Source organism: Pseudomonas sp. MTM4 (assembly GCF_019355055.1).
In the GTDB taxonomy this organism is placed as follows: Bacteria; Pseudomonadota; Gammaproteobacteria; order Pseudomonadales; family Pseudomonadaceae; genus Stutzerimonas.
The window spans coordinates 4,624,638-4,644,398 of the sequence record NZ_CP048411.1 but is presented as its reverse complement, the minus strand read 5'-3'; the positions used below and the strand labels follow the sequence as shown (position 1 = coordinate 4,644,398).

Below are 19,761 nucleotides of genomic sequence, written 5' to 3'. Positions count from 1 at the left end.
GCTCACACTCCTGCCTCGGGAAGGAATGGCGAAAACTGGGGCGAAGCGAACGCCAACGGCAGGCGCGAGCGGCGCAGCGTCCAGCGTCCCGGCGTCAGCGCGAGCATTCGCTCCGCGCCAGCCGGCGGTGTGACATTCAACGCCTCGTACTGCTCAGGCCAGATCAGCTCAGCACGCGCCTGCAGGTGCAGCAGATCGCCGCTACTGAAATCGATCAACAGCAGCCCACAGCGCGGGTCGCGCAGCAGATTGCCGAGCGTATTGAATAGCCGATTGCCGCTGTAGTCCGGTATCCAGAGCCGACCGTCCCGGCCGACCTCGATAAAACCGGCCGGTCCGCCACGATGCGAAATATCCACTCCGCCACCCTGTGGGTCCGAACTCTGGCTGGCGATGAACAACGTGTCCGCCGCCTGTACCAGCCCCAGCCATTGTTCGTCCAGGCCGTCACCCTTAAGCATTAACCCCGGCAGGCGCGGGGTCGCCTGCCAATCGCGTGCCTGGATGTACTTCGTGCAATTGCCGAACGACTGCGCGACCGCGACGCTGAAGCCGCGCTCGTCACTCTCGACTATGCGCCCATTCATCCTGTTGCGTCTGCGAGTCGGCCATTCGAGCCCGAGCAGACCGACCGCGGCGCGCGGCTGCAGCAGTGATGCGATCGGATCGTCGATCTGTGGCCGGGCGCCAACGCACAGCAAGGCTGGATGGGGCGACCAGGCGAACCCAGCCGCGCCGCAAAGTATCGATGCATGAGGCTGCCCTTCGCTGTCCACCGCCGCTACCAGCAAAGCCGGTAATTGCGCGAAAAATTCCCGATGCTGCTCAGGCATAAACGACGAGCGGATCACGCGACTGCCTATTTGCTCGGCTTTTTCGCGAACGCCGGCACGGGTCTGAACGGATTGCTCGCCGACGTGGAAGGGGCTGCTCATAGCGATATCTCCTATTCCAGGCCGGGCATTCCGATGTAGCCCGGCAGCTCGCGGATGCGGGAACACCAGGAGCGGATTGCCGGGTACGGACCGAGATCGATACCGCCCTCACCAGCCAGCGCCGCGTAGGGGTATACCGCTAGATCGGCGATGGTTGGCGCAGCGGTTTCGGCCAGCCAGGCATGTTCGGTGAGCTGCTGCTCGACCAACTGTAAAGCGGCGAGCGCACGGCTGGCGGTCAAGGGTTCGTCGATCGGGCGGCGGAACAAGCGCCCTACCCGAGCCGTGGCCGGGCCGTGATGCATCTCGTTGGCGGCGAAACTCAGCCAGCCAACGACGCGCGCCTGAGTGAGCGCATCCTGCGGATACCAGACTTCGTCGGCGTAGCGCCGTGCCAGGTAGACGAGGATGGCCTGGGAGTCGACCACGCGGGTATCGCCATCCTCCAGAACCGGCACCTGCCCGCGCGGATTGATAGCGAGAAACGACGGTTGCTTGTGCTCGCCTTGCAGCAGATTCACCGGCACCAGCTCAACCGGCTGGCCGATCAGGCTGAGAAACAGGCGCGCTTTGTAGCAGTTACCGGACAGGGTCAGATCGTACAGTTTCATCGTGTCGCTCCTTCGCAGATGTGGTTGGGTAAGGCACGACTGGATAATAGACAGACCTGTCTGTACACTGCAAGCGCAAAATGTTCTCGAGGATGACGATTGGAGCGAAAAGAACCGCTGCCGCATAATGGCCGCCCGAGGAGACCTACATGGCATCGAACAAGCGCGACCTACTGCTCAGCACCGCCGAGCGGCTGTTTTACACAGAGGGCTACCACGCCACGGGCATCGACCGGATTCTCAATGAGTCCGGCGTGGCCAAGATGACGCTGTACAAGCACTTCAAGTCGAAGGAAGAACTGATCCTGGCGGTGCTCGACGCACGCCAGCAGCCGATGCTCGAGCGTCTGCGCGAAGCGCGCGACAAGCTGCCGCCGCGCAAGGCGCTGCTCGGCGTTTTCGATGGGTTGAACAATATGATTCACAGCCCGAACGCGTTCTGTGGCTGCTTGTTCATCAACGCCGCGGCTGAATATCACGACCGCGATCATCCGATTCATCAGCGCTCGGCGACTTACAAGGCTCAGTTTCAGACGCATCTGCGCGAACTGCTCGAAGCGCTCGACGCACCGCAGCCGAAGCAACTTGCGCGGCAACTACAATTTTTGATCGAGGGTGCGCTGAGCATGGCGCACATCGAGGGGCCAGCTGATCAGGCGCTGCTGGCCAAGGCGGCGGCCGATCAGTTGCTGCAGGCTGCCGGCGTCTGAATAAACGCCGGTGATGCGCCCTTACGTCGTGCGCTCTTCCTTCACGCGGAACCAGGCCGCGTAAAGTGCCGGCAGGAACAGCAGCGTCAGTGCGGTCGCGACGATCAAGCCACCCATGATCGCCACCGCCATCGGTCCAAAGAACACGCTGCGTGACAGCGGAATCATCGCCAGCACCGAGGCCAGCGCGGTCAACACGATGGGACGGAAACGGCGCACCGTCGCGTCGATGATCGCATTGAAGCGATCTTGGCCGGCGCCGATGTCCTGTTCGATCTGGTCCACCAGAATCACCGAGTTGCGCATGATCATCCCCGACAGCGCGATGGTGCCGAGCATCGCGACGAAGCCGAACGGCTTACCGAACAACAGCAGGAACAGCGCAACGCCGATCAGCCCTAGCGGCGCGGTGAGGAACACCATGGCCGAGCGCGAGAAGCTCTTGAGCTGGATCATCAACAGGCTGACCACGACGATGATGAACAGCGGCATACCGGCATTCACCGACGCTTGCCCACGGCTGGAATCTTCCACCGTGCCGCCAACTTCCAGCAGATAACCGCTGGGGAGCGCATCGCGAATCTCACTCAACGTCGGTTCGATCTGCTGCACCAACGAAGCCGGCTGCTGTTCTCCGTAGACATCGGCACGCACCGTCACAGTCGGCAGGCGATTGCGGTGCCAGATCACGCCTTCCTCGAAGCCATATTCCAGCGTGGCGACCTGTGACAAAGGCACGCTGAGGCCGCTGGCGGTAGGAATCGCCAGGCTGGGCAGCATCGACAACATCTCGCGCTCACGTTCGGTGCCGCGCAGCAGAATCTCGATCAGCTCGTTGTCCTCGCGGAACTGGCCGGCGGTGGTACCGGTGAAGGTGCGCTTGAGGAAACTCGATAGCTCGACCGTGCTCACCCCAAGGGCGCGGGCGCGATCCTGGTCGACATTCAGCCAAACCACCTTACTCGGCTCTTGCCAATCCAGGTGTACGTTGGCCACGCGGGGGTTCTCACGCACCTTGGCTGCGACCTGACGCGCCAACTTGCGCACCGCATCAATGTGCTCGCCGGTCACTCGGAACTGCACCGGATACCCCACGGGCGGGCCATTTTCCAGCCGGCTGACGCGCCCACGCAGGGTCGGGAAATCTTCGCGCAGGCGATCGATCAACCAGCTGCGCAGGGCTTCGCGTTCCTCAATGCTTTCGGCCAGCACCACGATCTGGGCGAAGCTCGTAGCGGGCAGCTGCTGATCGAGCGGTAGATAGAAACGCGGTGACCCGTTGCCGACATAGGCCACGTAGTTATCGATACCTGCACGATCCTTGAGCATTTCTTCGAGGCGGTGCACCTCGGCTTCAGTGGCCTTGAGCGAAGCGCCTTCGGCCAGCTTGAGATCGACCATAAGCTCCAGACGCCCAGACGCCGGAAAGAACTGCTGCGGGACGATGCGGAACAGGCCGATCGCACCGACAAAGAGCAACAGCGTCAGCACGATCACCGTTTTGCGCCGACGCACGCAGAACTGGATGAGGCGCCTGACCCGCTGGTAGAACGGCGTCGAATAGGGATCGTGCCCTTCGTCGCTACCGCCGTGTTTCTGCGCGTGACGCTTGGCCAGATCCGGCAGCAGTTTCGCACCCAATAGAGGGACGAATACCACCGCGGCGATCCACGAGGCAACCAGTGCGATAGTCACCACTTGAAAGATTGAACGGGTGTATTCACCGGTACTCGACTGCGCCGTGGCAATCGGCAAGAAACCCGCCGCGGTGATCAGGGTGCCGGTCAGCATCGGAAAAGCCGTGCTGGTCCAGGCGTAGCTCGCCGCCTTGAGCCGGTCGAAGCCCTGCTCCATTTTGATTGCCATCATCTCTACCGCAATGATCGCGTCGTCCACCATCAGCCCGAGCGCCAGCACCAGCGCGCCGAGCGATATCTTGTGCAGACCGATGTTGAGGTAATTCATGGTCGCGAAGGTCATCGCCAAGACCAGCGGGATCGATAGCGCCACCACCAGACCGGTGCGCACGCCGAGCGAGAAGAAGCTCACCAGCAGCACGATCACCAGCGCCTCGATGAGCACCTGAACGAACTCGCCAACACCAGTCTTCACCGCCGCCGGTTGGTCGGACACCTTGCGCAGCTCCATGCCGGCCGGCAATTCCTGCTGCAATCGCGCGAATTCGCCCTGCAGTGCCTCGCCCAGCATGAGGATGTCGCCACCGTCCTTCATCGACACCGCCAGACCGATCGCCGGCTCGCCCATGAAGCGCATACGGGGCGCCGGCGGATCGTTGAAGCCACGATAGACGTCAGCCACATCGCCGATACGGAAGGTGCTGCCAGCCACGCGGATGGGGAAGTCGCGAATTTCCTTGACCGTCTCGAAGCTGCCCGTCACACGTAGTTGGACGCGGTCGCTCGAGGTCTCGACGAAGCCCGCCGACAACACTGTATTCTGCGCTTCGAGCGCCTGTTGCACGGCTTCCAGCGGTACTCCCAGGTTGGCCAGTTTGACGTTGGAAAGCTCGATCCAGATCTTTTCGTCCTGCAGGCCGATCAGCTCGACCTTGCCGACATTCGTCACGCGCTGCAGCTGCAGCTGGATGCGGTCGGCATAATCCTTGAGCACCGCATAGTCGAAGCCCTTGCCGGTCAGCGCATAGATGTTGCCGAAGGTGGTGCCGAACTCGTCATTGAAGAAAGGGCCCTGCACGCCGGCCGGGAAGGTATGGCGGATATCGCCGATCTTCTTGCGAATCTGGTACCAGAGTTCGGGAATCTCCCCGGAGCCCATCGAATCGCGCGCCATGAAGGTCACGTTGGATTCGCCCGGTCGCGAGAAGGAAACGATGCGCTCGTAATCGCCCGTCTCCATCAGCTTCTTCTCGATGCGCTCGGTGACCTGACGGGAGACTTCCTCGGCCGTGGCGCCGGGCCATTGAGTCTGGATCACCATCGCCTTGAAGGTAAAAGGCGGGTCTTCGCTCTGGCCGAGTTTGCTGTAGGAAAGTACCCCGACGACAGCCACCAACAGCATCAGATAGATCACGATCTGCCGGTTACCCAGCGCCCAGGCGGAGAGATTGAAGCGCATCGCGATTACTCCTGGGCCGCCAGCACGACCGGTCGGTTGTCGCGGTCCACCGCCCTTACCTCTTGATTTTCGTGCAGCATCTGAACGCCGGCTAGCACGACCCAGTCGTCAGCTTGCAAGCCATCCAATATGGGTACCAGGGTTTCGCCGAAGGCACCGGTGCGCACAGCGACTCGCTCCAAGGTGGCGCCCTTCGTCACTCGCCAGACATAGGCCTTGCCCTGCTCGGCCGTGACAGCCGAAAGCGGCACGGCCAGCGGCACCTCGCCGTTTTTGCGGATCGACACCAGGGCGCTCTGACCCAGATCGGCCGGCACCTCGGCATCGGCGAACGCGACGCGCGCCGAGTAGGTACGCGATTGCTGATCGGCCGCCGGCGATAACTCACGAATGTGTCCGGGGTACTGCTTGCCGGGATGCGACCAGATTTCCACAGAGACCTTCTGCCCCACCGCATAACGATCCAGCGCCTGCTCCGGCAAATGGATCGCCACCTCACGCTCGCCATCAGCGGCCAACACGAACGCGGTCTGCCCTGCCGCGACCACCTGGCCGACCTCGACCCGACGTTGCGCGATCACTCCATCGCGGGTCGCCCGCAGAACGGCGTAGTCGACCTGGTTGCGCGCCACGTCGAACTCAGCGCGCGCCTGCTGCAGACGCGCCTGGGCCGAGCGAAAGGCGTTTTCGGAAGAATCGAACTGCGAGCGGCTGACCAGTTGGCGATCCATGAGCGTCTTGTAGCGCTCGTGCTCGGCGCGCGCGACGCGAAGGTTGGCCTCGGCGGCGGCTACCTGGGCGCGCAGACCTTCCAACTGCAATTGCACGTCGCGCGGATCGAGCTTGGCCAACGGCTGATCCTTGCGCACCCGTTCACCGGCTTCGACCAGACGCTCGGTCACCTTTCCGCCGATTCGGAACGACAATTCAGGCTCGTAACGCGCATGCACCTCGCCCGGATAGCTTTCAACCGCCTCGCTGGCCGGCTGCGGTTGAACCACCATGACCGGCCTTGCCGAGAGCTGCTCGGGCTCACCATTGCCGCAACCGGATAACAAGGCGAGACCAATGACACCAAGGAAAGGCAAGGCATGTCGGAACACGTTTGGTTCTCTCTCTGTCGCAAGGCGGGCTTTAATACCTATACTGGCCGGCATAGTAAAAATACCGAACTCACCAGTCTAGTATTAAAAACACTTATGACAGAAAAACCATCCGTGCCCTCTGGCCCGGGCCGCCCGAAGGATCCAGCCAAGCGCGAAGCGATTCTCGCCGCCGCTCAGGTGTTGTTTCTGAGCAACGGCTATGAAGGCAGCAGCATGGACGCTATCGCCGCCGAGGCGGGCGTCTCGAAGCTCACGCTGTATAGCCACTTCAAGGATAAGGAGGCGTTGTTTGGCGAGGCGATAAAGACCACCTGTGAGACGCGCCTGCCGCGCACGCTGTTCGTACTCGAAGACGGTTGTTCGATCCGGCAGGTGCTGCTGGATCTGGGCCGCGCATTCCATGCGCTGGTCAACAGCCCGGAATCCATCGGACTGCACCGTGTCATGGTCGCCTTGGCCACGCAGAATTCCGCGCTGTCACGCATGTTTTTCGATGCGGGACCGCAGCGCTTGCTGGTGGATCTGGAGCATCTGCTGATTCAGGCCAACCAGCGCGGACTGCTGCAGGTAAGCGAGCCTATGCGCGCCGCCGAACACTTCTGCTCGTTGATAAAAGGCGTTGCGCACTTCCGCTTGCTGATCGGCTACACGGATGCGCCCGATTCGGAAGAGGCCGACGAACATGTGCAGGACTGCGTCGCGCTGTTCATCCGCGCCTATGACTGCGCGCAGTCTGCGGAGGGCTGAGCCGGCACGAACATCCCGGCTCGAACAATCACGACGCAGCGGGAGCAGCCGTAGGATCTACAGCGCGGAAAGCGTTCGAAATTCGTCCTGCGCCAGCTGATCGGTCATACCACTGACGAAATCCTGCAGCATTCGGCAGCGGTAGTAGAACTCCCACAACGGCTGGTCAGGCGACTCCATGGGGTGGGCTTTCATGGCCTCGTGGTAGGCCTTGATCAGTTGGCTTGGCAATCGCCGCGCCAGCATCTGCAGATGTGGTTCGCTGCGGCAGCCGCCCTCGGTCAAGGCCTGGAAGGTTTCCGGGGCGACACGTAGCAGTGGTGCATAGGCGTCGAGCAAGCCCTGCAGTATCCGATAGCCCTGCAATTGCAAGGTTTCCACTTCTCGATGGCAGAACACGCGGTCCATCGCAACGTCCTTGAAGGTCTGCACGATGGCGTTGGCCAGACTGGAATCTTCCAGCAGTGCTCGGTCCAGCGTGCCGTGGTAGACGGATTCGATGTTGTCGACGAACTGCTGAGCCGCATGCTGCACCAGCGGATGGACCATGTTCACCCGCAACCAGATGAAGAACTCGCCAACCTTGTTGATCGGCTCCTTCCGCGCCCGCGACTCGGCATAGGCGACCATGCTGCGGAAGCTGCGCCCAGCTGCCGCGATCGGCTCGTCCGGCGACCCGTGCTCGGCGAACTTGGCCACCAGCAGATCTGCCAGCTGTTCGATGGTGAAGATGCCCTTCTCCACCGAGTCCTCGATATCGGCCAGGCAATAGGCGATGTCGTCCGCTGCTTCCATGATGTAGGCGACGGGATGGCGCGTGCCGGATTGCAGACCCAGCGCGGTGCGCAAATCATCCACGAACGGCTCTTCGGATAGATAGAAACCCGGCTTCTTGTGCAGATAGGCGCCAGGCGTGCCCTTCTCAGGCTTGGGCGCGTAGGCAGCCCGCACGTACTTGAGCAGGCCGGCCGTCTGGGTATAGGTCAGATTGAGCCGCAACAGGCTCACCACCAGACGAATCGCCTGAGCGTTGCCTTCGAACTGTTTGAGATCGAGCAGCATGCGTGCGCGCAGCTCGATACCGCCCTGCTCCACCGGCACGGCCGAGTCGAAAAGCGTCTCGAGATGGCGAGCAAACCACTCACTGATGGCGAACTCGCCGAAGTGCCCAAAGGGCGGATTACCGATGTCGTGCATCAGGCAGGCCATTTCCACCAAGCTTTCCAGTGCCCCTTCCAGATCATCGAGGCCATACAGGCTGGCCTTGTTGCCAAGCTGCTTATATAGCGTACGGACGATGAAACGACCGGTCTGTTGGACCTCCAACGAATGCGTCAGCCGGCTACGCACCGCCGCGTTGCGCTCCAGCGGGAACACCTGCGTTTTCTGCTGCAGGCGACGCACCGCCGCCGAATTTATGATGCGGCCGCGGTCGCTCTCCAGCTGATCGATGACCGCCTGCAGGTTGCCGTCCGAGGCGCGCATCCCCTGCTCCATCTGGCCATAGGGCCGTTGACGGGTGATCTTGTCCTTGAAGTTCAGGGGCACTGGCATGGATCGCACTCGATAAATAAGAAAGCCGAGCCTAGCGCGGCATGACGGCTTTACCAAGACCGCTGCCCCGCCCTAGCCCTGCTGGACTAGAATCGCCCGCTCAGCCAGGAGCGAAGCATCATGAGCAGAGCGGATTTCATCGCCAACATGCCGAGCGGGCGACCGCCGAAGCACGGCGGCTGCTCGACAAGCGACCCGAACTGGGAGCTCGCTGGCTGTCCTGGGTCGCCTCGGAACTCTACCAACTCACCCCACCGGAATACGCGGCGATGGTTCGCCATGAGCTTGCTCGCCTGAACGAAGGCTGAAGCGCAGCCAGTCCGGCACCAACGCCTTCAACCAGACCTCAATCGCCTCGCCTCAACGGCAGGCGATGCGTTGTGAGCAGAAAAAACCTTTGTAGTCATCAGACGACATACTCAAGTAAAGGCTTATTCTGCCGATGTCATATTACGACTAACTTCAGTGGCATCCTGCCTTGAGGAAACAACAATGAAAAATCTGAAGGTCAGCTACAAGCTGGCTCTGGGTTTCGCAGCCGTACTGCTGTTGACCGTCTGCGTCGCCGTTATCGGCGTGTTCAGCATGGACGCGCTGATCTCCCGCAGCGACAAGGCACAGACGGCTGAGAGCCTGCTCAACGAAGCCAACGAAATTCGCTACGCGCAGGTGCGCTTCGAGGAGCGCAGCGATCCCAGCCACGTCGCTCACGTCACGGATTCGGTGGCCAACATCGTTCAGATCATCGAAAGGGAAAGGGCCAGCTTCTCCGAGCCGCAAGACCTTGAGTATCTGGAAACCATCGCCAGTGAAGCCCGCCATTACCAGGACGCGTTCGAAAAACTGGTAGCCCTCCACGCGCAGAAAACGCAAACCCGCGCCAACTGGGTCGAAACTGGAAACAACACTGACAAACTGATCGGCGACCTGGAGCGACGCTGGAACGGCGTCCAGGGCAACCCGGTACTGCATCCAGCCAGCGATACCGCCAACATCGCCCTGCTCACCAGCGAACTGTCCAAGCAGAACCGGCTGCTGCGCTACACGGTGCGTGGCTACCTGATGGAAGAGTCCGAGGCCGCCCTGCAGGCGCTCAATCAGCAGTTCGACAGCCTCAACGCGGCCATCACATCCCTGGAAAGCGAGCTGATCGGGCCTCAGGCCGAACGCCTGAAGATACTCAAGGCCAGCGCGAACGAATACGTCGAGCTGGTCAAGAAGTTACCGCCCATCGTCGCTCTGCAACAACAGGCGCACCAGGACATGGAGGCGATCTTCGCCAGGCTCTATGAACAGGCTCAGGGCATCATCGCCAGTCAAACCAGCAAACGCGCCGAGGAAGCCCAGACCAAGAAGGTGCAAGTCATTGGCATCACGTTGCTGGCTATTGCCCTAGGTGTGCTGATCAGCGCCTTGATCGTTCGGCAGATTACCCAGCCGCTGAATCAGGCCGTGCGAATGGCCGAGCGTATCGGCGCCGGCGACATGACCGGACAGGATGTGGATAAACGCCACGACGAGTTCGGTCAGCTGCTCGATGGGCTGGGCAAAACCCGCAGCAACCTGCAATCGCTCATCGGCCATATTGGCGGTATCACCACGCAGCTGGCGGCCGCCTCGGAAGAACTGTCGGCGGTCACCGCCCAGGCCAGCGCAGGCGTGAACAGCCAACGTCAGGAAACCGATCAGGTCGCCACCGCCATGCATGAAATGACCGCCACGGTGCAGGAAGTGGCGCGCAACGCCGAAGAAGCATCCGGCGCTGCCAGGCGCGCGGACCAACAGGCAACCAAGGGCAACGCCGTGGTGCAACGGGCGCTGGCACAGGTCGATCGATTGTCCGCGGAAGTTACGCTTTCCGCCGAAGCCATGACCCAGCTGAACCAGGAAACAGATGGCATCAGCACCGTGCTGACGGTGATCAACGGCATCGCCGAACAAACCAATCTGCTGGCACTCAACGCGGCAATCGAGGCGGCACGTGCAGGCGAGGCGGGTCGTGGTTTCGCCGTGGTCGCCGACGAAGTCCGCGGCCTGGCACAGCGCACCCAGCAATCCACCGCGCAGATCGAGGAGCTGATCAGCAACCTGCAGAAAGACGCGCGTACCGCCTCGGGGATGATGGACAGCAGTAGCAGTCTCGCCAAGGACACGGTCAGCCTGGCGCGTGATGTCGGTGAGGAACTGCAGGCGATCACCGAGACAGTGTCGATCATTCAGGCGATGAATCAGCAGATTGCCACCGCTGCAGAGCAGCAAAGTTCAGTGGCCGAAGAGATCAATCGCAGTGTGCTCAACGTGCGCGACGTAGCCGACCAATCCGCCGAAGCGGCGCAGGAAACGGCCGCGTCCACGGCGCAACTGGCCCAACTGGGCAGCGAGTTGCAGACGCTGATTGGCCGCTTCAAGGTCTGATGTGAAATCTGCAGAACCGGATCGGGCATGGAAGTCGCGATCCGGTTTCTTCAGGCAGCCGAACCGCCCAGCGCCATGCGCACCCGGCCCAGCAGCCAGCCGCCGCCTACGTTGATCATCAGCCCCAGCATTACCAGCAGCGCTCCGATCGCCTGCATCACACCAAGATGCTCATCGAGCAGCAGCGCTGCGGAGGTAAGCCCCACCACCGGTACCAGCAGCGAGAAAGGCGCCACGGTGTTGGCCGGGTAGCGCGACAACAGCCGGCTCCACAGGCTGTAGCCGAGGATAGTCGCACCGAAGGCCAGATAGAGAAGCACCAGAACCGAACTCCAGCCGATGCCGCGCAACGCGCTTTCGATCACTTGCGGGCCTTCCAGCATCCATGAAAGCGCAAAGAATGGGATCGGTGGAAACAGGCTGCCCCACACCACCAATCCGACCAGATTCACTTTGCCCACCTTGCGCGTCACGATATTGCCCAGCGCCCACATCGACGCCGCACAGATGGTCAGCACGAAGCCGGCCAAGGTCATGCTGCGATCGCCCTGCATGCCGATCAGCAGCAGCCCGCCCGCCGCGATCAACAAGCCGATGAAATTGGTCGCCCGCAGGCGCTCGCCAAGAAACAGCGCGGCGAAGAACAGCGTGAAAAATGCCTGCGATTGCAGCACCAACGAGGCCAGCCCGGCCGGCATGCCGACATTCATGGCCGAGAACAAAAAAGCGAACTGCCCAAGCGAGATAGTCGCGCCATAGGCCAGCAGCCAGCGCAGCGGCAGTTGCGGACGTTTGATGAACAGAATCGCCGGGAAGGCGGCAAGCAGGAAACGCAACGCGCCCAGCAGCATCGGCGGAATATCGTCCAGACCGACTTTGATCACTACGAAGTTCATGCCCCAGACAACGATTACCACGAGGGCCAGCAGGAGGTCTTTGGGTGCCATGGCGCACTTCCCAAGTTAAAAAATCATTAAAGCCCTCCACAGCGATCGTGCACTCATACAGCGAGCAAAGGATTCGGCAATACAGTCGCAGCGCGGCAAACCTGCGCCGCGAATGGCTCTTTCCGGCATGGGTCGATGCCATGCACTCCGTGCCAGCTTCGGGTGCAAAGAGCTAGAATCGCTAGCGAACGAATCAACCCGCACGAGAGCAAGCATGGGCGCACAGTGGAAAGCGAAGCATAAAGAAGCGGCAGCCAACGCCAAGGGACGCACCTTCGGCAAGCTATCGAAGGAGATCATGATCGCAGCCCGCAGCGGCGCCGATCCGGATATGAATCCCCGCTTGCGCCTGGTGGTGGAACAGGCCAAGAAAGCCTCGATGCCGCGAGAAACCCTGGAGCGCGCAATCAAGAAAGGCGCCGGCCTGCTCGGTGAAAGCGTCAACTACGAGCGCACCACCTATGAAGGTTTCGCCCCGCATCAGGTGCCGGTGATCGTCGAGTGCCTGACCGACAACGTCAACCGCACCGTCGCTGAAATCCGCGTACTGTTCCGCAAGGGTCAGCTCGGTTCGTCCGGCTCGGTCGCTTGGGATTTCGACCACTGCGGCCTGATCGAAGCGGCGCCGGACACAGCTGATGCCGATCCGGAACTGGCCGCCATCGAAGCCGGCGCGCAGGATTTCGAAGCCGCCGAAGACGGGGCCACGCTATTCATCAGTGACCCTAGCGATATGGATGTGGTCTGCCGTGCGCTGCCCGAACAGGGCTTCACCGTACAGTCGGCACAGCTCGGCTATCGACCCAAGAACCCAGTCACCAGCCTGTCGGACGCGGAACTCGAAGAGGTCGAAGCCTTCCTCGCGGCCATCGATGCCCATGACGATGTGCAGAACGTTTATGTCGGCTTGGCGGGCTGACTCTGGATTCAATGGAGGGCAAAGGTCATGAGCACGAACAAACCGAATACGCCGTATGCCCAGCGCGAACAGGGTTACCGCGAGAAGGCGCTGAAAATGTACCCCTGGGTCTGTGGACGCTGTGCGCGGGAGTTCTCAGGCAAGCGGCTGAGCGAGCTGACGGTCCACCATAAGGACCACAACCACGACAACAACCCCGAGGATGGCTCCAACTGGGAGCTTCTCTGCCTGTACTGCCACGACAACGAGCATTCCCGCTATACGGACAATCAGTATCAGGCCGAAGCCAGGCCAGGCAGCGATCTGGGCCCGAAGGAAACCTTCAAGGCCTTCGCCAACCTGGGTGACCTGCTCAAGGGCAAGTCGGATTGATTCAGTGACTTCGGGATTTGTTCCCGTTTCGCCGTGAGCCGCGACGAAACGGGCGCAGCTCACACGTCCCGGTTACTTGACCAGCAGGACCGGCACCGAAACCTCATGGACCACACGGTTGGCAACCGAGCCCAGCAACATGCCGGTGAAACTGCCCAGGCCGCGTGTGCCCATGACCACGGTGTCGCACCCGAATTGCTGCACCGCCGTATTCACCTGCGCTGCGACATCGCCTAGAACGGCATGGGTCTGGTGCGGTATGCCGGCGGCCTGTAGCTCCGTAGCGGCTTCCTCCAGAGTACGGTGAGATTTTTCGAGAAAGCTCTTGTTCAGATCTTCAACCGTACTTGCAGTGACGAATTCGCCATAGATAACCGGTTCCTGCTGCGCATTCAGGACGTGCACCTGAAGCGGTATAGGCGCATCGGCGGCGAAGTCGACGATGTATCGCAGCGCCCGTTTAGCGTTGTCCGAACCGTCGAAAGCTAAAAGAATATTGCGCATGGCGGGTCTCCATTGAACATTTGAAAACAGCATAGACCACCGCCCAATGCACCCGAGCGCCAGGAACATATCCATTGCGCTGGATCAATTCCGGCACCGGAAACAATCAACTCCTTTGCGAGACAGTCGATGAGTACAACCTCCAACGCTCCGTTCGGCGTCGGCGACGCCTCTTTCAAGGCAGCCGGCGGCGAAGCCGGCATCCAACAGTTGGTCACGGACTTCTACCGGATCATGGACGAGCACGAAGCCGCCCATTGCGTACGTCGTTTATATCCGCAGGATCTGAGCGAGGCGCGCGAACGTCTGGCGGCGTTTCTCTGTGGCTGGCTGGGTGGGCCGCGCCGTTACGCCGAAAAATTCGGCAGCATCAGCATCCCGCAATTCCATAGACGCTGGACTGTGGGCGAAGCTGAGCGGGACGCCTGGCTCGAATGCATGGCGCTCGCCATTGCCAGGCAGGGCTACTCAGCGGGCTTCGCCGACTACCTGTTGGTGCAGTTGCGGGTACCGGCGGAACGCATCCTGCAAGCCGGACTACAGCCGTGTCCGGCGCACCCGCACTCGCCGCTCCCATAGCCGACGCGGATCGACAGGCCGAACCCTGGGCACATCGCTGCGTCATAACTCTGTGGGATAACGATGCTCGGATGCGGCATCCGCAGCTTCGAACAGCAGTCAGGGTGATTTAGATGAAGATCCGCTTTGCCTCGGTCAACGAGCAGAAGATTCGCGACGCACGAGAATTCCTCGAGCAGAGCGGCATCGAGATCATCAGCTTCCCGGTGCGCATCGTCGAACAGCAAACCGAAGATCTGCATCAGTTGGTCAGTGACAAGCTGATGGACGCCTTCAAAATGATTGGCAAACCGGTCTTCGTCGAGCACTCGGGCCTGTTCATCAATAGCCTGAACGGCTTTCCCGGCGGGCTGACCCAGACATTCTGGGATCGCTTGCACGCTGTGCGCTTCTCCGAACTGATCGGCAATCTGGACGACCCTTCCGCGGTGGCACGTTCGCTGATCGGCTACTGCGACGGTCGCAAGCGGCATTTCTTCGAGGGAGAAGTTACCGGCAGGATTTCCCGCGAACCGGCGGGTGCAGAGGGCTTCGAGTGGGACAACGTGTTCATTCCCGACGGTTATTCCTGCACGTTCGCCGAGTTGGGTGGCGTCCATAACGAGCTTTCCATGCGTAAGCGGGCACTGGATGCCTTCATCAATCACTTGCGCCGGGTCTGAGAGGTATCGATGCAGAAGCTTCTGGAGGCGTACCGGCATAACCGCCTGATTCTTTTCGTAGGCTCCGGCGTGTCGGCCAATATCGGATTACCGCCCTGGCGCGACCTGATCAACGAAATTGCCCAGCAACTCGATTACGACCCCGATGTCTTCGATACCTATGGAAACTTCCTCTCGCTTGCCGAGTACTACCGCATCAGGAAAGGCAACATCGGGCCACTGCGCAGCTGGATGGACCGAGAGTGGCACAAGAGCATCGAGATCCGCGATTCGGAGATTCACCGGCTGATCGTTCAGGGCCGGTTTCCAGCCATCTACACGACCAACTACGACCGCTGGCTGGAAAATGCCCATGACGCTCATGGCGTCGGTTACATCAAAATCGCCAATGCCAGTGACCTGGTAAAGGCCCGTGATGGCGTCAGGCAGATCGTCAAATTCCACGGCGACTTCGATGACGATGACTCGATCGTGCTCGACGAAACGAGCTATTACGAACGCCTGCAATTCGAAACGCCGCTGGATATCAAGTTACGCGCCGACACATTGAGCAAAGCCGTTCTGTTTATTGGCTACAGCCTTTCGGATACCAACATTCGATTATTGTTCTACAAACTATCGAAGATCTGGAACGAACACGAAACCCTTGGCGTCCGGCCGATATCCTATGTCTTTTCGCACAAACCCAACCCGGTGCAGGAAGAAATTCTCAGCCAATGGGGAATTCAGATGATTACTTCGGAAGATGACGAACCGGGGTTGGCCTTGCAGAACTTTTTGCGAAATCTGGTTGAAGGCTAACGGGCAATGGTTATATCAAGCGAAGCGAAAGAATAAACAAACGAAGCGATAAAAGTGCGATGCCGTCTGGCATCGCACTCGCATGCATCAGTAGTTGTAACCAATACCGACGCTATAGAAGAACGCTCCATCGTCATAACGATCTCGCGCATCGCTTCCGCTCTTGAACAGGAACTGATACTCAGCCATCGCGGTGATGAACGTCTTGTCCTGAACCCAGTATTTGATGCCGAGTTCCGGTCCACCCATGAAGGTCTCGTCCACTTCTTCGCCGTAGACCCCACCCACGCTCAGGCCAATGAATGGGCGAGTGTTTCCACTACCGAAGTGGTAGTCATAAAACACGCGGGTCGAGCCGTCGAACTGGACGCTTTCATCTTCCGAGTCTCTGGCATTCACCGTTTGCCGGATGCCCCACATGGATCGCTCATCAAGATAAGTACCCCAACTACCCTGTACCGAGAACACTGTATCGTCGAAATCCTTATCGCTACTTCCCGCACCACTCAAGGTAACTTCACGATCACCCGCCACCGGAGCGGCAACTGTGATAGCGGGAAGCATGGCGGCAACCAGGAGAGAAGTTTTGAAAAGTCGTTTCATGACAACACCCTCTTGTTCTTACTATGGCGGAATACGCAGTAACGCTCACGCGATGCGTATTTTAATGACAAGAGGGCACAACCACTGTTCATTTTATTTTAGGTATGTCAAGCAACCCGTTATTTTAATTGATTATTTATTTTTTATCGCCGCTTCGCTAATTAGGCCTGACCGGCTGATCCCCCTAACAACAAACGGAACGAATCTATGCAACCGGTCCGCCGACATGAATCCGAACTTAAAATGGATGGTTAATATCACGCCGAGCCACTTTTTCGTGCCGACACGTCTTCCGGCAGTGGTTCATCTTCTGGGTCCGTATCGAACTGTCGCCCCATGGCGATTCGTAGCCAGACCGGTATCAGCAATAACCCAACCGCCAGGCACAGCCAACTGATGAGGGAGCTTCCCTGTGGTGGAGGGAACATCAAGCGGCCAACACCAATCAGCAATGTAAAAAGCGAAACGGCGGTTACCACCACGGCGAACAGCCGAGTCCCCAACGCCTTGACCGACACCGCAGCCCCAATGCCGTTGAGCATCGCTGCGTGCCGCCAGAAGCCGAAGGGGCGAACACGGCGATAGAAGCGTTTGAGCGTGGCGTCGTCGGTCGCCGGAGTGATGAAGGTAACCAGGATCGCGGCGGATGTAGTGGTCAAGGCCATGATCCCGAGACGTATCCATTCGCGCTCCGGATCGGTGCCCAGGTAATAGAGAAGCAAAGGCGCCGTAATCAGCGATACCGCCATGGCGGTTAGCTCCGAGTACAGATTGATTCGCTCCCAGAGCCAACGCAGCACTAGTACCGAACCCATCCCCGCGCCAAACAGCAGCGAAATGAACCAGGCGGTCTGGATCGAACCGAGATTGGCCATGATGATCATCGCGATCACCAGAATCAGCACGTTGGACAACCGCGCCACCAGCACCAATTCGCGGTCCCTTGGCTTGCGCTTGAGCACATGTGGTGCGAATACGCCGCCATAGACGTCATTGCTCCAATAAGACGCGCCCCAGTTGAGGTGTGTATCGACGGTAGAAGCCAGCGCGGCCAGCAATCCGACGAGCATCAGGCCGCGCACACCGGGCGGTAACAAATCTTCGATACCTTGCACGAACAGTGCTTCTCGCCCGGCCGTGAAACCATCGCCGGCCATTTCGGCTGGAGTGAACGGATACAGCACCAGCAGCCCAACCGCGATCGCCAGCCAGAATAGGCTGCGCAAAAAGATCTGTAGCCAGGCGAAGACCAGACCGGCGATTCGAGCGTCGCGGTCGGTCGGGCACGCCATGCTTCGCTGCGCAAGATAGCCAGTACCATCGGAGTTCATCTGGAAGAACCACTGCAGACCGATGATGACCAGGAACGGCATCAGCGCCTCACCCGCATCGGCTGGAGGGGCGAAGGACAACATTCTGCTTGCCTGCTCGGCTCCGTAGATTTCCACGATGCGATCCGTCAATCCGCCTAACCCACCGGCGGCGTCGACGACGAACCAGGCATAAAACAGCGTGCCGATCATCGCCAGGCTGAATTGCACCACATCGGTCTGGACGACAGCGCGTAGCCCCCCGGTTATCGAATACATCGCGGTGAACGCGAGAATCAGCAGGATCGATATCAGGTTATTGGCGCTCATCATCGCCGGCTCCAGCCCGGTAATACTTTCGCCGAGCTGTATGCCTGTAGTGGCGATGAAATCCACGATGGGCTCGTAGACTCCGGAGGGCAGCCACAGGTGCCATGGCAAGAACACCTCGGCGATACGAATGGCAGCCACCAGCACCATCGCCAGCACCACGCAATTGATCACCGTGCCGTAGTAGATCGCCTTGAGCAAACGTAGCGGAGTGACGCCCTTGCCGCTGTATCGCACTCGGGTCAGCTCGGCATCGGTCAACACGCCGGCCCTGCGCCAGCCAACCGCGAAAACGAACGCCATGAGCAGAAACGCAAGGCCGTAAATCCACAATCGCCAAAGCGCGAAGATGCCAGCCGTCGCAACGAGACCGGTAACGAGCAGCGGCGTATCGGCAGCGAACTGAGTCGCCCCCATGGAAAAGCCGGCCTTCCAACCCTTGATCGTCTTGCCGGCGAGAAAATACTCATCGAGGCTCTGAGAAGCCTTTCCGCGCGCACGGAGGCCCGAACCCAGACCGTACAGGATGAAAACCACCACTATCAGGAGATCTATCATTGTTATGGCCCTGTGGAGTAGTTCTCTTCAGAGCCTTCACTGCAGCGAAAAATTGCGGCCATCGGATAAACGGATCGGACGGGCCGGCTAGCCAGCTGACGGCGCTCATCGGGTACCATGCGCTGCGTCATCGGATACCACTCATGTTCGAACTCCAACCGCGCCAATTACCTGCCGAATGTCAGCCGCTACTCGACAAGTTCTACCGAGCCCATCGCAGCCACATGCGGGTACCGGCCGGTGCGCATTGCTGGGTCGTCGGGCACACCGATATCGTTGCCGGTCTCTGCTTGAGCGGCATTGCCGATGGTCACTGGTTGACCGGATTGCTGGTCGCGCCAAGTCAGCGCAACCAGGGTCTGGCGACGCGGTTGGTAACCCGGGCACTGGCCGCAAATCACGGACCTGTCTGGCTGTTTTGTGAGCTCAAGGTAATTGCCTTCTACCGACAGCTGAACTTCACCGAGGCCACCGTTCTGCCTGAAGTGCTGGCATCCCGTCTGCAGCGTTACAACCGAAACAAGAAGCTCGTGGCGCTATGGCACGATAACGAGAATTCCCATGTCACATAACGTTTTGAAGATCGCTACAGCCTGCCTGCTCAACGAAGCCGGTCACATATTGGTTGTCCGCAAGCGCGGTACGCGGATGTTCATGTTGCCGGGCGGCAAGATCGAGGCGGGAGAAACGCCGTTGCAGGCGTTGCGGCGCGAGCTTCACGAGGAGCTGGGTTTACGGGTCGAGGAATCGCAACTGCAGGCGCTTGGACATTTCCAGTCGCGCGCAGCCAACGAGCCAGATCATTGGGTTGAAGCAGACGTTTTCGTGAGCCGTGTTGAAGGCGAGGTACAGGTACAGGCAGAAATCGAAGCGCTGGACTGGCTGGTACCTCGTACGCAGCAGCAGGAACATCTCGCCCCGCTGTTGCGCGAACAGGTACTCCCCGCTCTGCTCCAGCGACTAGCAGCGAAAGAAAGTTGACACCATCATCTGGTGCTGGCG

19 protein-coding genes and 1 pseudogene are annotated in these 19,761 nt (G+C 60.1%); 11 read left to right on the top strand and 9 right to left on the bottom strand.

Annotation, left to right across the window (positions count from 1 at the left end):
- Positions 1 to 2: 2 nt before the first annotated feature.
- Together GYM54_RS21445 and GYM54_RS21440 are read right to left on the bottom strand one after the other, a co-directional pair.
- A complete protein-coding gene (locus tag GYM54_RS21445; protein WP_181102589.1) occupies positions 3 to 935 on the bottom strand; it encodes a pyridoxamine 5'-phosphate oxidase family protein in 933 nt (310 codons plus the stop codon).
- A gap of 11 nt (positions 936 to 946) precedes the next feature.
- Entirely contained in the window at positions 947 to 1,546 is a 600-nt protein-coding gene (locus GYM54_RS21440; RefSeq protein ID WP_181102591.1) for a glutathione S-transferase family protein, read from the bottom strand.
- Between the two features lie 149 nt (positions 1,547 to 1,695).
- Here GYM54_RS21440 and GYM54_RS21435 point away from each other — a divergent pair, with 149 nt between their 5' ends.
- Positions 1,696 to 2,256 (top strand): TetR/AcrR family transcriptional regulator, encoded by a 561-nt coding sequence (locus GYM54_RS21435; protein ID WP_181102593.1) that lies wholly within the window; start codon positions 1,696 to 1,698, stop codon positions 2,254 to 2,256.
- A 21-nt stretch (positions 2,257 to 2,277) separates the two neighbouring features.
- On the opposite strand, the gene GYM54_RS21430 is transcribed toward GYM54_RS21435, so the two are convergent.
- Entirely contained in the window at positions 2,278 to 5,352 is a 3,075-nt protein-coding gene (locus GYM54_RS21430) for an efflux RND transporter permease subunit (protein ID WP_197444539.1), read from the bottom strand.
- 5 nt (positions 5,353 to 5,357) lie between these two features.
- Positions 5,358 to 6,455, bottom strand: coding sequence for an efflux RND transporter periplasmic adaptor subunit (locus GYM54_RS21425; protein ID WP_181102597.1), 1,098 nt, complete (start codon positions 6,453 to 6,455; stop codon positions 5,358 to 5,360).
- Between the two features lie 96 nt (positions 6,456 to 6,551).
- On the opposite strand from GYM54_RS21425, the gene GYM54_RS21420 reads away from it, so the two are divergent.
- Positions 6,552 to 7,205, top strand: a complete 654-nt coding sequence (locus GYM54_RS21420) for a TetR/AcrR family transcriptional regulator (RefSeq protein WP_181102600.1) — start codon at positions 6,552 to 6,554, stop codon at positions 7,203 to 7,205.
- Positions 7,206 to 7,262: 57 nt separating this feature from the next.
- Here GYM54_RS21420 and dgt read toward each other — a convergent pair whose 3' ends face one another.
- Positions 7,263 to 8,759, bottom strand: a complete 1,497-nt coding sequence (gene dgt, locus GYM54_RS21415) for a dGTPase (protein WP_181102602.1) — start codon at positions 8,757 to 8,759, stop codon at positions 7,263 to 7,265.
- Positions 8,760 to 9,251: 492 nt separating this feature from the next.
- Here dgt and GYM54_RS22185 point away from each other — a divergent pair.
- Positions 9,252 to 10,316: pseudogene (locus tag GYM54_RS22185) on the top strand (methyl-accepting chemotaxis protein); the annotation flags it as partial.
- Between the two features lie 144 nt (positions 10,317 to 10,460).
- Positions 10,461 to 11,174: a methyl-accepting chemotaxis protein gene (locus GYM54_RS22180; RefSeq protein WP_374105203.1), complete on the top strand. Its 714-nt coding sequence runs from the start codon at positions 10,461 to 10,463 to the stop codon at positions 11,172 to 11,174.
- A gap of 50 nt (positions 11,175 to 11,224) precedes the next feature.
- Here GYM54_RS22180 and GYM54_RS21405 read toward each other — a convergent pair whose 3' ends face one another.
- The gene (locus tag GYM54_RS21405) at positions 11,225 to 12,121 is read right to left on the bottom strand and encodes an EamA family transporter (RefSeq protein ID WP_181102612.1); all 897 of its coding nucleotides are present in this window, start codon (positions 12,119 to 12,121) and stop codon (positions 11,225 to 11,227) included.
- A gap of 214 nt (positions 12,122 to 12,335) precedes the next feature.
- Here GYM54_RS21405 and GYM54_RS21400 point away from each other — a divergent pair, with 214 nt between their 5' ends.
- Positions 12,336 to 13,040, top strand: a complete 705-nt coding sequence (locus GYM54_RS21400; protein ID WP_181102614.1) for a YebC/PmpR family DNA-binding transcriptional regulator — start codon at positions 12,336 to 12,338, stop codon at positions 13,038 to 13,040.
- Positions 13,041 to 13,067: 27 nt separating this feature from the next.
- Entirely contained in the window at positions 13,068 to 13,412 is a 345-nt protein-coding gene (locus GYM54_RS21395) for a YajD family HNH nuclease (RefSeq protein ID WP_131648279.1), read from the top strand.
- Between the two features lie 72 nt (positions 13,413 to 13,484).
- Here the strand turns inward: GYM54_RS21395 and GYM54_RS21390 are convergent, their stop codons facing one another.
- Positions 13,485 to 13,916 carry a universal stress protein gene (locus GYM54_RS21390; protein WP_181102616.1) on the bottom strand — a complete coding sequence of 144 codons (432 nt, stop codon included), beginning with the start codon at positions 13,914 to 13,916 and terminating at the stop codon, positions 13,485 to 13,487.
- 129 nt (positions 13,917 to 14,045) lie between these two features.
- Here GYM54_RS21390 and GYM54_RS21385 point away from each other — a divergent pair, with 129 nt between their 5' ends.
- The 3 genes from GYM54_RS21385 to GYM54_RS21375 all read left to right on the top strand — a co-directional run bounded on the left by GYM54_RS21385 (position 14,046) and on the right by GYM54_RS21375 (position 15,958).
- On the top strand, positions 14,046 to 14,495 hold the full coding sequence (locus GYM54_RS21385; protein WP_181102618.1) for a group II truncated hemoglobin: 450 nt from the start codon (positions 14,046 to 14,048) through the stop codon (positions 14,493 to 14,495).
- A 113-nt stretch (positions 14,496 to 14,608) separates the two neighbouring features.
- A complete protein-coding gene (locus GYM54_RS21380) occupies positions 14,609 to 15,157 on the top strand; it encodes a non-canonical purine NTP pyrophosphatase (RefSeq protein ID WP_131648276.1) in 549 nt (182 codons plus the stop codon).
- A gap of 9 nt (positions 15,158 to 15,166) precedes the next feature.
- Entirely contained in the window at positions 15,167 to 15,958 is a 792-nt protein-coding gene (locus GYM54_RS21375) for an SIR2 family protein (protein ID WP_131648275.1), read from the top strand.
- Positions 15,959 to 16,045: 87 nt separating this feature from the next.
- Here GYM54_RS21375 and GYM54_RS21370 read toward each other — a convergent pair whose 3' ends face one another.
- Both GYM54_RS21370 and GYM54_RS21365 read right to left on the bottom strand, forming a co-directional pair.
- Positions 16,046 to 16,561 (bottom strand): hypothetical protein, encoded by a 516-nt coding sequence (locus tag GYM54_RS21370; protein WP_197444538.1) that lies wholly within the window; start codon positions 16,559 to 16,561, stop codon positions 16,046 to 16,048.
- 257 nt (positions 16,562 to 16,818) lie between these two features.
- A complete protein-coding gene (locus GYM54_RS21365; protein WP_181102623.1) occupies positions 16,819 to 18,759 on the bottom strand; it encodes a sodium:solute symporter family protein in 1,941 nt (646 codons plus the stop codon).
- A 143-nt stretch (positions 18,760 to 18,902) separates the two neighbouring features.
- On the opposite strand from GYM54_RS21365, the gene GYM54_RS21910 reads away from it, so the two are divergent.
- Both GYM54_RS21910 and GYM54_RS21905 read left to right on the top strand, forming a co-directional pair.
- Complete coding sequence (locus GYM54_RS21910) at positions 18,903 to 19,331, top strand: GNAT family N-acetyltransferase (RefSeq protein WP_165914194.1); 429 nt, start codon at positions 18,903 to 18,905, stop codon at positions 19,329 to 19,331.
- Positions 19,321 to 19,740, top strand: coding sequence for an NUDIX domain-containing protein (locus GYM54_RS21905; RefSeq protein ID WP_181102625.1), 420 nt, complete (start codon positions 19,321 to 19,323; stop codon positions 19,738 to 19,740). Before GYM54_RS21910 ends, GYM54_RS21905 begins: the two co-directional genes overlap by 11 nt.
- Positions 19,741 to 19,761 lie beyond the last annotated feature (21 nt).